The organism is Glutamicibacter sp. AGC84 (assembly GCF_053543575.1).
The window spans coordinates 126,379-139,853 of record NZ_JBLVOC010000027.1; the positions used below are offsets into that span (position 1 = coordinate 126,379).

Consider the following 13,475-nt stretch of genomic DNA (forward strand, 5'->3'; position numbering starts at 1 on the left):
CAATGGCTCTCGTCCTTCGGTACACGACTATCAGGCTCTAGAATGCCAAGTCCAAGCGATTATTTGCCGGTACTGGCAACCCGTAGTTTCCGCGAAGCGTACTCTGCTCGTATTCGGTACGGAAAAGCTTGCGCTGCTGCAAAATCGGGACTACCTGCTCCGTGAATACTTCGAGACCTGCCGGCAAGACCGGAGCCATGATATTAAATCCATCGGCCGCTCCGGCTTTGAACCAGTACTCGATCCGGTCCGCCAGCTGCTCCGGCGTACCCGAGAACGTCTGGTGTCCCCGGCCAGGACCTAGCTCCCGGATGATCTGGCGAACTGTGAGCTTCCTTCGGTAACCCAAATCCAAGATGAGATCCCTTCGGGAGGTGGATTTCTCCTTGGCCACGGTATTCTCCAGCTCGGCGGGAAGTTCTCGGTCCAGTTCAAGGATTGCCGGCTCCACATGCAACTGCTGGGCCAACGTATTCCTGGCGTATTCCGGCAGAATGAGCTCATCCAGGGAATCCGCCAATTCATTGGCTTCGGCTTCCGTGGAACCAAGGATGGGAACAATTCCTGGAAGGACTTTGACCGAATGCGCTGCTCGGCCGTTACCTGCTGCCTTGTCCTTGATTTCCTGGTAGAAGTCCCTGGCAGACTCAAATGATTGGTGAGCGGTGAAAATGGCTTCAGCCCATCGCCCGGCGAATTCCTTGCCGGCGGCCGAAGCTCCCGCCTGGACGATCACCGGATGCCCCTGGGGCGACCGCGGGACATTGAGCGCTCCAGCAACCTGGAAGTGCTCCCCGATGTGGGCCGCGGAGTGTATCTTGCCCGGATCCGCCCAGATCCCGCTTCCCTTGTCAGCAACGACTGCATCCGGCTCCCAGGAGTCCCAGAGCTTCTTCACCACCTCCAGGAATTCCTCGGCGCGACGGTATCGTTGCGAGCTGTCTAATTGGGCGGATTGGGAGAAATTCCTCGCCGCTGCATCGCCTGCTGTGGTGACGACGTTCCAGCCCGCACGCCCATTGCTGATCACATCCAGGCTTGCAAAGCGGCGGGCAAGATTATAGGGGTCGTTGTAGCTGGTTGATGCGGTCGCTATCAGCCCAATGTGCCGGGTCAACGGGGCGATGGCAGAAAGCACTGTCACAGGGTCGAGGATTCCTGCAGGTCGTTGGGCGACCGGCCCTTGAAGCACTGGGCCGTCTGCGAAGAAGATCGCGTCGAGCTTCGCTTTCTCGGCCAGCTGCGCCAAACGGATGTAGTGGCCGATGTCCGTTCCGGCAAGAGGGTCGCTCAGCGGCAGGCGCCACGAGGATTCATGATGCCCGGTAGTCATCAAGAACGCGTTGAGAGTCAAAGTTCGTGTCATGGTTGTAGTCCCTTCGGTAGGAAGATTGTCTAGGCGCGAGCCCAGCGCGAGAAGTGGCGCTCCAGCGCTACAAGTGCTGCGTTGACCGTGAACCCTAGGATGGCGACAGTGAGTATGGCTGCGTACATTTTCGGGATCAGGAAACTGGCTTGCGAATTGGTGATCAGGAAGCCCAGTCCAGCCTTGGCGCCGATCATTTCGGCGGCGATGAGCACCAGCACGGACGACGTTCCTGCCATCCGGACGCCGGTAAAGATGATGGGTACGGACGAGGGCAAGACAACTTTCGCGAAGATCTCGTAGCTGGTGAGCCCCAAGGTTTTTGCCGCCCTGATCAGCAAGGGATCTACGCTGCGTGCTCCAAGGATCGTGTTGAGAAGCACCGGGAAGAACGCCGCGTAGACGACAATCGATACCTTGGATACTTCGCCAATACCGAGAAGGAGCGTGAAGACCGGAAGCAACGCCAAGGCCGCGGTATTTCGGAATACCTCCAGCAACGGGTTGAGGAAATCGCCGACTTTCGAGAACCACGCGACGACCAATCCGACGGGCACGCTGATGAGGACAGCGAGCGTGAATCCTACGGCCGCCCGGCCCAGGCTTGCCAGGATGTGCGTGCCCAGATCCCCTGAGGCAATCATCTTCCCCAGTGCCTGCAGTACTTCATGCAAGGGAGGAAGAAAGACCCGGGATGATGGTTCCAGGACGAATTGCGGGACAAGCTCCCACACCAGGAGAAAACCGATGATCGCACCCGAACGGTACAGCGTTGACCGCAGTCTTCCGGCCAAACGCAGGAAAGGAGAAGGCCGATTTGACTCCCCGGTGGAGCCCTGCAGGCGCTGGTCCGGTACGGCTAAGGTGCTCATGCTGGTACTCCTGGAGAAACGAGCGACTTGTGGCTCACCGGCGATTTGCCGGCACTGGGAGCGGACTCGTGAAGCAGCGTCCAGATGCGATGGCGGTAATCGCTGAATTGGGGAGCCGAGCGGATGTCATCAACACTGTGGCGCCCGTCGAGTTCAATGTTGATGATCTCCTTGATTCGTCCGGGTTTGGAGGACATCACCGCTACCCGCTGCCCCAGGTACACGGCTTCTTCGATGCCGTGCGTAATGAAGACAATCGTGGTTCGGGTGCGACTCCAGATATCTAGCAGCAAGTCCTGGAGTTGTTCGCGTGTTTGGGCATCCAGGGCGGCGAACGGCTCATCCATCAGCAGCACCTTGGGTTCATGGGCCAAGGCACGGGCTATGGCCACGCGTTGACGCATGCCGCCGGATAGTTCATGGGGGTACTTGTCTTCCACACCCTGCAGGCCAACGAGTCGCAGATATTCGTTAGCGCGGATCCGCCTTCCCGATTTGTCCAGTCCCCGACCGCGACGGGCCTGGCTCTCCAGCCCCACCTCGACATTGGCCACTGCCGTGAGCCATGGGAAGAGCGCGTATTGCTGGAAGACTACTGAACGTTCCAGGCTGGGACCGGAAACCGGCTCGCCATCAACGAGAACTTCGCCCGAAGTTGGCGCGGCCAACCCGGCCAAGATATCCAGAAGAGTGGATTTGCCGCATCCGCTGGGGCCGACAAGGGTGAAGAATTCTCCGTCCTGGATCCGGAGATCCAGTGATTCAATGGCCGTGACGGCAGTATCTTCACTCGATCCGGAGCGGAGGAATTTCTTGCCCAAGTTCTTGATCTCAATGGTAGACATGCGCGATTACTGCCCTTCGTTTGCGAGGTCGTTGAATTCGTTGGTGTAGTACTCGCTGGGGGTGATTTCTCCTTCGATAATCCCCGCATCGTTGAGCCATTGCGCCCATCTGCTGAAGTCCTCGTCTTCGATGGCTGCGTGTTCGCCCAAGCCATAGCCGTTGAAGTACTGCAGGGCTTCAACGTCGTCTCCGCGATCCCTGGATTCAACGATTGCGGTGAATCTCTTGATGACCTCTTCGCGCGGATGCGTCGAAGCCCAGTCCGCTGCTTTGGCAATGCCAGTGGCCAGGGAATGCGCTGCTTCAGGGTATTGAGCGATGAAATCATCCCGAAGGACGTACTCTCCGGCATTAAAGTTGCTGAAGACTTCCGTGTCCCTGAAAACTTCTCGCAAGCCGCCTTGCTTCACTGCATGCACTTGGGAAGCCCCGGAAAGAGCGCCAACGTCGACCTGATGGGTGCGAACAGCTTGTGCGGTGTCGGTAGGTGGCAAAACGACCAGCTGCACCTGCTCGATCTCTTGCGGCGTCAGGCCTTCGGATTTCAGATAGCTGCTAACGACCGCTTCAGAATGAGCGCCCAAAGTATTGACTGCAATTGTCTTGCCAATGAGGTCCCTCGGTTCTTCGATGCCGCTGTCTTCGCTCGTGTAGAACCCGACAAAGTAGTCTGCATTGGAACCATAGGATGAGACCACCGCGGTGACAGGCGATCCAGCTTCCTGCAGCTTCACCACTGCTCCGGAGAACGCGCTGCCGATCTCGGTGGCACCGGTGGCCGTGTTCTGGATCGCCGAGGGCCCGCTGGAGTTGTTGCCAACCCATTCCAAGGACACACCGTCAAGGTAGCCCAGGTCTTCAGCCAGCTCCGGAAGGATCACGGTATTGGCGCTTCCTTCGTAGCGGACGGTTATTGTGCCGTCAGGGTTCTCAAGATCCGTGCCGTGAGCTGACGCAGTGCATGAGGCTAAAAAGAACGCTGCTGCCGTCAGCCCCGCCGCCGTGCCCATGCTTCGAAAGTTCAACCGTTTGAAATTATTCATCCCTGTTCCCCTCTATTTCGCGCTTTTTCCGTGCTTGGTAGCCATGCAACCACTTCGGCGGCGCCTCGGAAAGGGCATGGAAAACTGGAGAAACGAGAAGAAACCTGAGGTCAAAGTGACCTTCAGGTTTCGGAAAATGTCGCGGGATGGCTCATTAGCCTTAGCCCAACGGTACGTGGCTCCACAGGAAGGTCAGATACCGAGATATTCGGGGCGGAATTTAATCCGGGGAAGCCTTAGCGGGTGCGTCCAAGGTCGCTCCGACGCCTGTTCCGTCATGTGCTTGCCTGCGGGATGATCCTGGGAGAGCAGGAATTCATCCGATTCTTGCCTCTGTCGATTACTGATCTTGATTCGTACCGGCAAATAGCGAACACATGAGCGGCGTTGCCAAGGCCCGGAGGCAAAGAAAAATCCCCGACTCCTGAAGCGGAGACGGGGAATTTCTTGCTCTGAAGCAGAGGACTACTTGCGCAGGCCCAGACGCTCGATCAGCGAACGGTAACGCTCGATGTCGGTGTTCTTCAGGTAGCCGAGCATACGACGACGACGACCAACCAGAGCCATCAGGCCACGGCGGGTGTGGTGATCATGCTTGTGCATCTTCAGGTGCTCGGTCAGGTCCGAAATACGGCGGGACATGACGGCAATCTGAACCTCAGGCGAACCGGTGTCACCCTCGTGGGTAGCGTAAGCCTTGATGATTTCGTTCTTGATAGTGGCATCCAATGCCATAACAAACTCCTAGAGTTGGACCGCGTTCATAAGTCGGTGCGAACGTCGAGACGCTCACGGCGGAAACTCGCAACCGCGGACTGCAGCGAGAACCATCGTCAATCATATCACCGACGGGTGCGCCGGCGGGACCTCCAGGCATGGGTGAGATAGGGCACCTGCACCTTTGCGTCCTGCTCGTGCCCCAGATGCTCCTGCCAATACCAGGCCAAGTTCGCTTCCACCTTGGCGCGGGTAGTTTCTGAAGACTTGCGGTAGTAGCTGCGGGATTTGGTCAGCTCGACGATCTCGTGGAAATCCAGTTCCATGGACCAATGCCAGATGCCATGCTCCGGCTTCTGGAACTGGGATCCCAACGGCGGCTCCAGCTCGGGCCGGTGCACATCGCCGGCATGCATGATGCGTGCCAAGCGGTGAACCCAGGGAATGGCGACATCCAGCTGATTCCACAGCAGGGTGAGCCAACCGCCATCATGGAGCAATCGGGCCGCTTCGGCACTGGCTTGAGGGTGGTCCACCCAGTGCCATGCCTGGGCATAGGTCACCAGGCCAGCGCTATCGGCCTCCAAGCCGGTCGCTTCACCTGCGGCGCAGGTTACCTCGACCGCCGGCAGCCGCTTGGACAGGACCGAGAGCATTTCTGCCGATGGGTCTACGGCCCTGACTTCCAGGCCTGCACGGATGAGCTGTTCGGTGAAGATCCCCGAACCGCAACCGATGTCAATGGCACTCACCGGTCGGTGCTGCAGCGTGAATTCCAAGGCTTCCTGCGGATAGGAAGGACGGATCTTGTCGTAGCTTTCAGCGTCGGCTTGGAAAGCGGAAGCTAATTCATCGCGGCGCTGGGCGCCCACGACGAAAGCCCTCTGCGGCAATGATGGTATCTCAGCCATGATTCCTAGTGGCGTTCTATAGCCAGCACCGCACGGGCCTGGTCAACGTCCTCGGTCATCTGCTCAATGAGGGCTTCGATGCCGCGGTAGGCAACCATCGGACGCAGGTGGGAAATGAACTCAACGACAATCTGCTGTCCGTACAGATCGAAATCTTCCACGCCTTCTTCGGGGCGGTCAATCACGTGGGCTTCAACCACTCGGGAGACGCCATCGAAGGTGGGGTTCGACCCGACGGAAATTGCTGCTGGCCAACGCACCTCGGCCTCGTCGATCACCCAGCCGGCATAGACCCCATCGGCGGGGATGATGCCAGTGGCTTCGGTGTCCAGATTCGCGGTGGGAAATCCCAGCTCGCGCCCACGGGCATGGCCATGGACTACTTCACCGCGCATGCGGTGCGGCCGGCCGAGGATCGCGGCGGCAGCTTCGACATTGCCGGCGGCTAGTTCTTCACGGACCCAGGTCGAGGACAAGCGGCGCTTGTCCCCTACGTCTTCGACACCTATGACTTCAAAACCGTATTTGGTGCCCAGTTCCTGCATGTAGCTGAAGTCCCCGGAATTGCCGCGGCCAAAACGCACATCATGCCCGACCACAACGGCCACGGCATTCAGCTTCTCTACGATGATGGAGCGAACGAACTCTTCAGCGCTCTGGTCCGCGAATTCCAGGGTGTAGTGGATCATCAGCGTGGCATCCAGGCCAACGCTGGCCAAGGTGTCCACGCGGTCAGCCAGACCCATGATCAATTCAGGAGCATCATCGGGACGGTGCACCAGCGCCGGGTGCGGGTCGAAAGTGATCGCTACCGATTGAGCCGAGCGCGCTTTGGCCTGCGCGACAGCTGCATCCAGCACCTCGCAATGGCCCAGGTGGACACCATCAAAGTTGCCAATGGTCACGACAGTGGGAGCCATATCCGCGGGGACGGCATCCAAGCCCTTCCAATAGTGCACTTTGCTCCTTCAGAAATTCTGCTGCGGTGGATGGAAAACCCACCGTGGTAATTCTTGCACGTCTTTAGGCGTGACGCTCATTACGGTTACGGTACAGCCACCACAAGCCGACAATCGGCAGCACCAGTGGAACGTAGCCGTATCCTTCGCCGAAACCGCTCCACACCGAGGGATGGGCGAAGTCTTCGGGGTGGGTCAGCGACAAGATGCCGACCACGATCACGCCTGCCAATTCAACGGCTACCGCCCAGAGCGAAACCAGCCAGGCACCACGCTTGGCTGAAGACAGCGAGAATGTGGCAAGGATATAGACCAGGCCAGAAAACAGCGACAGGCTGTAGGCTATCGGCGCTTCGTCGAATTTGCTCATGATCTGGTACACCGCGCGCACGCTCGCCGCCAGGGCGAGGATGCCGTACACGGCAATGATCACCCGGCCCAGTCCGGTGGACCGGCTTGGCTTGGGGGCCTTATTGGTGCTGCGCGCCTGAGCGGCCTGCATGATTCGCGAATTTCGCGGCTTTTCACCCATGTGAGTACTCCTACTGCCAGATCTGTTCCATGCGGAACACCATTACGAAGGTGACGGCGGCCGACGCGGCCAGCACGGCGTTGGACCAACGGCTCTTCTCGCTGATCGCCCAGAAGAAGGCCACCGGCGGCATGATCAGCGCTGTGATGAAGTAGCCCCAGAATTCCACCGGGTCGCCTTGCACCGCATTTCCCCCGACCTGGCGGATCGCGGCCGCGATGCCGTAGGCAATCAGGAAAAGCTCGGTAGCCACCGCACCGATCAGCGCCCAGTCATCCGGGTGCTTGCGGATAGCGGTTGCGATAACTGCCACCAGCAATGCCAGTGCGCAGACCACCGCTCCGGCGATGAAGAATCCATTGACGGCAATCAAGCCAGTTCCTTTCGGGATTACTTAGCGGTGAAGACCAAGGCCGTACGCGCCTTGTCGCCCTTGTCTTCCAGCAGTGCGACCAGCACGCCATTGGGAGCGAAAGCCGCAACGGTCTGGCCTTCGGCAATGTCCATGCCCAGATGCGAGGCGGGGATGGTGCGGCCGAAAGACAATTCCACGGCTTCGTCGACGCTGACCGTGCGGTTCGGGAACAGCGCGGCAGCAGCCTTTTCGATTGGGAGAATCTCGAATTCCCCGGCCAGCTGCTCCAGGGTGCGGGTGAGCTCGATCTTGTATGGGCCCACCTCGGTACGGCGCAGCGCCGTCAGGTGCCCGCCAACGTTCAATGCTTCGCCCAGGTCGCGGGCCAACGCCCGGATGTAGGTTCCAGAAGAGCACGATACCGTGACGTCGACGTCGAGGATCTTGCCGCCGTTTTCGCGGCGCACCTCATGGATCTCGAACCGCGAAATGGTGACCGGGCGGGCCTTGAGTTCTACCTGTTCGCCAGCGCGCACGCGAGCGTAGGAACGCTTGCCATCGACCTTGATGGCCGAGACCGAGCTCGGGATCTGCTCGATGTCTCCGCGCAGCTGGGCGATCTCGCGCTCGATGTCTTCGTCGCTGACCGCTGCGGCGATGCGCTCGGAAATGATTTCGCCTTCGGCATCGTCCGTGACGGTGTTCTGCCCCAGCCGGATGGTGGCGGTATAGGTCTTGTCGTGGCCGACGATGTAGGTCAGCAGCCGGGTTGCCTTGTTCACGCCGATAACCAGCACGCCGGTGGCCATGGGGTCCAGGGTGCCGGCGTGGCCGACTTTTCGAGTCCCTGCAAGTCTGCGGATGCGACCGACCACATCATGGGAGGTCATTCCCTGCTCTTTGTCGACTAATACGAGGCCTGAGGCCTGCTCTTGCGTGTTCTGCCCGGCTTTACTCACGCCTTCCAGTATATGGCTTGTGCAGAGAATAAGGCTGTCGCTGGTTCCAAGCGTGGCAGATCCCACTTGCAGCCTATTTCCATGAGCCGGCAATGCTCCGGGACCGGGCCCGCCAGCCCGCGGATCCGGCAGCTTCACGGCCTGCCAGCAAGACGCAAAAAAAATTTCCAAGAGAATCCAATCCGTCGGGCAACCTGCCCCGAATGCTCATTGACAACCTGATCCGCACGGACAGGAAAAGGACCGACGACATCAGTCGCGGCGAAGCAAGGAGAAAATCATGAAGCGCACATACAGCAAAGTCGCTGGAGCATTCGGGCTCATCGCAGTCGCCGCCATGGGACTGAGCGCCTGCTCGACCGGTTCGGAAACCATGGAATCGCCCACGGCGTCCGCCTCGGAAAGCAGCTCGCCCATGGCCAGCGAATCGGCAATGGATCCAGCAAGCAATCTTGTGGGCAAGGGTTGCGCGGCCTACGCCGAAGCAGTCCCGACCGGTGATGGCTCGGTAGCCGGAATGGCCCAGGATCCAGTGGCCGTCGCTGCCTCGAACAACCCGCTGCTGACCACCCTGACTTCTGCAGTCTCCGGTGAGCTGAATCCTGATGTCGATCTCGTCGATACCCTCAATGGCGGCGAATTCACCGTCTTCGCACCGGTTGACGACGCCTTCGCGGCAATCCCGAAGGATGACCTGTCCGCAGTTGCCAAGGATGCCGACACCCTGACCAGCATCCTGACCTACCACGTCGTTTCCGGCCAGATTGCACCAGATGATCTTCCCGGAACCCACGCAACGGTCCAGGGCGAAGAGGTGGAAGTCACCGGTAGCGGCGACGATCTGGAAGTCAACGGGGCTTCGGTCATCTGCGGCGGCGTGCAGACCGCCAACGCAACCGTGTACCTGGTGGACACCGTCCTGATGCCACCGGCAAAGAAGTAGTATCGCCAGAATCATCAAGGCCGCTGGCATGAAGGTGGTGCATGGAATACCTTCCAGGCATCACCTTCGCCGGTGCAACGGGAACCTGGTTCCCTTGGACGGATCTTTTCGCAAAACGCCACGCCACAGCAGATAGCCGCTTAGCCACAGATGCATGAGACCCTAGGATTCATGAGTTCCAATAGACTCGATGCCATGGAAGACGATTCCGTGAAAACGCCAGACGTCCTGCTGCAACAGGTCGCGCTGGGAGATGAATCTGCCTTCGAATCGCTCTATGATGCCATGGCTTCACGGGTCTTCGGACTCGTGCTGCGGGTGCTTCGCGATAATGCACAGAGCGAAGAAGTCACCCAGGAAGTGTTTGTCGAAGCGTGGCAACAGGCAAGGCGCTTTGATCCGACGCGTGGCACGGCAGCATCATGGCTGCTGACTATTGCCCACCGCCGGGCCGTCGACCGGGTGCGAGCAAGCCAAGCGAGCCAGGACCGGGATTTGCGCGTTGGAATCAAGGAATTCCAGGACAGCTACGACGACGTGGAAGAGAATGCCATCTTGCACGACGAGACCATGCGCGTAGCCCAAGCCCTGCAGCGGCTCACCGCCCCGCAACGCGAGGCGATACACCTGGCCTACTTCGGCGGATACACCCACACGGAAGTCGCAGAGCTGCTGAAAATACCGGTGGGAACCGCGAAAACGCGAATACGCGATGGAATGGGCAAACTTCGAGAACTGATGGGAGCGGCGTAATGGACAAGCACGAGAACGAGCTGACCGACAGCTTCGCCCTGGATGCTCTGGAAGACAAGGAACGCGAAGCCCTCCAGCATGGGGGTCCCGACTCTGCCCTGGCACGCCGGGAACTGGATGCCCTGCAGGAAACTGCTGGACTGCTCGGCTTGTCAGCGCAACCGGTCAATCCTCCGGCCCGGCTGAAGAACAACATCATGGCCGCTATCCGCACTACCGAGCAATTGGCACCTGTGCAGGAGACGGCCCTCGATCACGACGGCGTCCAGGCACAGGACCCAATAGCTCCTGCTGAACCAGCTGCTCCTGCTGAACGTGGAACCGAAACCACTGCAACGCACCAGGCCCCGCAACCTGGCGCAGAACGCGGCCCGCAGCGCTTCTTCGCCTTGGCCGCCGGCGTCCTGCTGCTCGCAGCGGTGGCCCTGGGCGGCTTGGCCATCAACCAGAATTCCCAGCAGCGCGAGCTGGAAAGCCGGATGGCCGCCATGGCCTCGCATCAAGAAGAGCTCAGCCGGATCCTGGCTGCCCCAGATGCCAAGTCGAAAACGCAGACACTGGACGACGGCGCGCGAATCACGCTGTCCTATTCTGCCGACGAAGGCCTGATGGCGGTGTCCACCTCGGGCATGCCAGCCCTGTCCAGCGACAAAGGCTACGAGCTGTGGCTGATCTCGGCAGAAGGGGCGGTTCCTGCGGGAATGCTCACCGGCGGTGATGCCAACGGCATGATCATGGTTTCGGATCCAATGAAGGGCATCACGCACTTCGGGATCACGGTCGAGCCGGCCACCGGCTCCCCTGCCCCGACAACAGACCCCATCATGGTCCAATCGCTGTGAGCGTGCGGAAGTTCTTGTAGCCTGTTCCAATCCGCAATGCTGCCCGTTCCGAAAACACTGTGAGAAGTTGTTCCCCTGCATTCTGCAGGGGAACATGGACCGCAACGCATGAGGTGAGTGGCAGTGGGCATTTGGCAGAAGCGCAGCAGCAGTAAACTCGTATTCCACGCGGTGGCTGGAATTTGCTCGGCCGCAATCATGTTTGCCGTGGCCCAATTCGCCTCGGCATTTTTCAACAATGCATCCTCGCCGTTTTTCGCGCTGGGTTCAGCCATCATCGACCTGACTCCCCCATGGCTCAAGGACTTCGCCATCGCGACCTTCGGGACCAATGACAAGTTGGCGTTATTCATTTCCATCGGTGCAGCCGCCGCAGTCCTGGCGGCGATGATCGGCCTGATCGCCAAGCGAAGTTTTGCGCTGGCCTGCACGGCCATCATCGGCTTGGCCGTACTGCTCTCCAGTGCCGTGGCCGCTCGTGCTTCCACCAGCCTGCTGGATATCATCCCGACGGTACTGGGCGCGATCGCCGGTATCGGGCTTCTGCAGTGGCTGACCCGGCTGGCTGCGGCCGCGGCCCCTAGGCAGGACGAGGGCGCCACCGCGACGGGTCCAAGCCGCAGGAAGTTCTTGATAGGCGCAGCCCTGTCCCTGGCCGCCGCGGCCGTCTCCACCGGTGTTTCCACCTCGCTGTCGGCATCGCGGAATATGGCCGCCGCCGCACGCAAGGCCTTGCGCCTGCCTGCGGCCCGGACCAAGGCGGAACCCCTGCCCGAAGGGGTGCAGGTAGAAGTAGCGGACATGCCCCGCTTCGTGACTCCCAACCAGGATTTCTACCGCATCGATACCGCGCTTTCGGTGCCGCAGATCGACCCGAACCAGTGGTCGCTGCGCGTGCACGGCATGGTGGAGAAGGAATTCACCGTGAACTTCGACGAACTGCTGGGCGAAGAACTCGTGGAAACCTATCTGACGCTCACTTGCGTGTCCAATCCCGTCGGCGGCGATCTGGTAGGCAACGCGAAATGGCTGGGCTACCCGCTGCGTAAGCTGCTGGAGCGCGCGGTTCCGCAGGCCGGCGCGGATATGGTGCTTTCGACTTCGCATGACGGTTTCAGCGCCTCCACCCCGCTCCAAGCGCTCACCGACGACCGGATGGCTTTGCTGGCCATCGGCATGAACGGCGAGCCGCTGCCTTTCGAGCATGGTTTCCCGGTGCGCATGGTGGTGCCAGGTCTCTACGGCTACGTGTCGGCCACCAAATGGGTGGTCGATTTGGAAGTGACGCGGTTCCAGGACAAGGCGGCCTACTGGACTACTCGCGGCTGGTCCGAACGCGGTCCAATCAAGATGTCTTCCCGCATCGATACCCCTCGCCCGTTCGCCCAGGTGCCTGCCGGAGAAGTCGTCTTGGGCGGAACTGCATGGGCGCAGACCCGGGGCATTTCGCGTGTGCAGGTGCAGATCGATGACGGACCGTGGGCAGATGCCCAACTGGCGACCGAAGCCTCGTTGGATACCTGGCGGCAGTGGCGCTTCGTATGGAAGGACGCAGCACCCGGAACGCACTCGGCAACCGTCCGCGCCTATGATGCACAGGGCAAGCTGCAGACCAGCGAGAAAGCCAACCCGGTGCCCAATGGCGCCAGCGGCTGGCAGCGCCTGCAATTCACCGTGCAGTAGCTCCGGGGCACCGGTGGGTTGTTCACACTGCTGCCGACTGCGACCGGGGCTGGCTGGCCTGTTGGGCGCCGCCTTTGGCTTAGCTCCTGGCTCAGCGGGCATGGCCCCGGCAGGCTAGTGGCTGCGCAGCGTCTTGATGACCTTCTCGACCCGGCGCGTCCTGGTGTCCTCGCCGCGGGCAGCCACGATGGGGTCCACGTGGCCGCGCTGCTTGCTGTAGGACAGCTTGTTCCAGGCGTCCAGCAGCTCGGGCTCGGCGGAGAGCAGCACGGCCAGCGGTTCGGGGATTTCGACGGTGCGCGGTTCCTCGTCCAGCTCGAGTTTCACGCTGATTTCGTCGCCCGCACCCTTGCCCGTGGCAGCACGGGTCTCGGAGCTGAAGGAAATGAGGAACTGCCCGTGCATGGAGGAAATGCTGTTCCGGTACGTGTAGTCCCCGTCAATGCACACGATGACCGGCACGCGCTTGCCGCGGCCGAATCCGAGCACGATGCCATCGGGAACCACGATGCCCACGTTGTTCCCGCCGGTTGCGCTCAATGTTGTGGTGAATTCTGGCATGTGCTGCACCTTTGGTCGGATCCGGCGGTTTCTGATCACGCTATCCCACCATCTTCCCGGCGACCAGCCTTCGGCAGGGATTCGCGCTTCGCTGTGAGGGTAATCGAGGCCAACGCACAACGCCCCGGGGGGG

Annotated in this window: 15 protein-coding genes; 4 read left to right on the forward strand and 11 right to left on the reverse strand. The window is 60.4% G+C overall.

Going from position 1 to position 13,475, the window contains the following annotated elements:
• Positions 1–37 precede the first annotated feature (37 nt).
• The 10 genes from ACNPN0_RS17035 to truB all read right to left on the reverse strand — a co-directional run bounded on the left by ACNPN0_RS17035 (position 38) and on the right by truB (position 8,560).
• Positions 38–1,366, reverse strand: a complete 1,329-nt coding sequence (locus ACNPN0_RS17035; RefSeq protein WP_400290393.1) for an LLM class flavin-dependent oxidoreductase — start codon at positions 1,364–1,366, stop codon at positions 38–40.
• A gap of 29 nt (positions 1,367–1,395) precedes the next feature.
• Positions 1,396–2,238, reverse strand: coding sequence for an ABC transporter permease (locus ACNPN0_RS17040; RefSeq protein WP_448938371.1), 843 nt, complete (start codon positions 2,236–2,238; stop codon positions 1,396–1,398).
• A complete protein-coding gene (locus ACNPN0_RS17045) occupies positions 2,235–3,083 on the reverse strand; it encodes an ABC transporter ATP-binding protein (protein WP_105658237.1) in 849 nt (282 codons plus the stop codon). The genes ACNPN0_RS17040 and ACNPN0_RS17045 overlap by 4 nt, the downstream gene beginning before the upstream one ends.
• Positions 3,084–3,089: 6 nt before the next feature.
• Positions 3,090–3,965, reverse strand: a complete 876-nt coding sequence (locus ACNPN0_RS17050; protein ID WP_448938372.1) for an ABC transporter substrate-binding protein — start codon at positions 3,963–3,965, stop codon at positions 3,090–3,092.
• A 627-nt stretch (positions 3,966–4,592) separates the two neighbouring features.
• On the reverse strand, positions 4,593–4,862 hold the full coding sequence (rpsO, locus tag ACNPN0_RS17055; protein ID WP_013348393.1) for a 30S ribosomal protein S15: 270 nt from the start codon (positions 4,860–4,862) through the stop codon (positions 4,593–4,595).
• 107 nt (positions 4,863–4,969) lie between these two features.
• On the reverse strand, positions 4,970–5,755 hold the full coding sequence (locus tag ACNPN0_RS17060) for a class I SAM-dependent methyltransferase (RefSeq protein WP_448938373.1): 786 nt from the start codon (positions 5,753–5,755) through the stop codon (positions 4,970–4,972).
• A gap of 5 nt (positions 5,756–5,760) precedes the next feature.
• Positions 5,761–6,714, reverse strand: coding sequence for a bifunctional riboflavin kinase/FAD synthetase (locus tag ACNPN0_RS17065; RefSeq protein WP_105657289.1), 954 nt, complete (start codon positions 6,712–6,714; stop codon positions 5,761–5,763).
• A gap of 64 nt (positions 6,715–6,778) precedes the next feature.
• On the reverse strand, positions 6,779–7,246 hold the full coding sequence (locus ACNPN0_RS17070) for a hypothetical protein (RefSeq protein ID WP_181148828.1): 468 nt from the start codon (positions 7,244–7,246) through the stop codon (positions 6,779–6,781).
• Between the two features lie 10 nt (positions 7,247–7,256).
• Positions 7,257–7,619: a hypothetical protein gene (locus ACNPN0_RS17075; protein WP_105657288.1), complete on the reverse strand. Its 363-nt coding sequence runs from the start codon at positions 7,617–7,619 to the stop codon at positions 7,257–7,259.
• A gap of 17 nt (positions 7,620–7,636) precedes the next feature.
• Complete coding sequence (gene truB / locus ACNPN0_RS17080) at positions 7,637–8,560, reverse strand: tRNA pseudouridine(55) synthase TruB (protein WP_105661834.1); 924 nt, start codon at positions 8,558–8,560, stop codon at positions 7,637–7,639.
• Between the two features lie 280 nt (positions 8,561–8,840).
• On the opposite strand from truB, the gene ACNPN0_RS17085 reads away from it, so the two are divergent.
• From ACNPN0_RS17085 to ACNPN0_RS17100, 4 genes are all read left to right on the forward strand, one after another.
• Complete coding sequence (locus ACNPN0_RS17085) at positions 8,841–9,503, forward strand: fasciclin domain-containing protein (RefSeq protein WP_105657286.1); 663 nt, start codon at positions 8,841–8,843, stop codon at positions 9,501–9,503.
• 171 nt (positions 9,504–9,674) lie between these two features.
• Positions 9,675–10,256, forward strand: a complete 582-nt coding sequence (gene sigK / locus ACNPN0_RS17090) for an ECF RNA polymerase sigma factor SigK (protein ID WP_286172043.1) — start codon at positions 9,675–9,677, stop codon at positions 10,254–10,256.
• Positions 10,256–11,098: an anti-sigma factor gene (locus tag ACNPN0_RS17095; protein WP_448938374.1), complete on the forward strand. Its 843-nt coding sequence runs from the start codon at positions 10,256–10,258 to the stop codon at positions 11,096–11,098. Before sigK ends, ACNPN0_RS17095 begins: the two co-directional genes overlap by 1 nt.
• A 198-nt stretch (positions 11,099–11,296) precedes the next feature.
• Positions 11,297–12,781, forward strand: a complete 1,485-nt coding sequence (locus ACNPN0_RS17100) for a molybdopterin-dependent oxidoreductase (RefSeq protein ID WP_105661832.1) — start codon at positions 11,297–11,299, stop codon at positions 12,779–12,781.
• Positions 12,782–12,895: 114 nt separating this feature from the next.
• On the opposite strand, the gene ACNPN0_RS17105 is transcribed toward ACNPN0_RS17100, so the two are convergent.
• Positions 12,896–13,342 carry a YdeI/OmpD-associated family protein gene (locus ACNPN0_RS17105; protein ID WP_332727082.1) on the reverse strand — a complete coding sequence of 149 codons (447 nt, stop codon included), beginning with the start codon at positions 13,340–13,342 and terminating at the stop codon, positions 12,896–12,898.
• Positions 13,343–13,475: the final 133 nt, after the last annotated feature.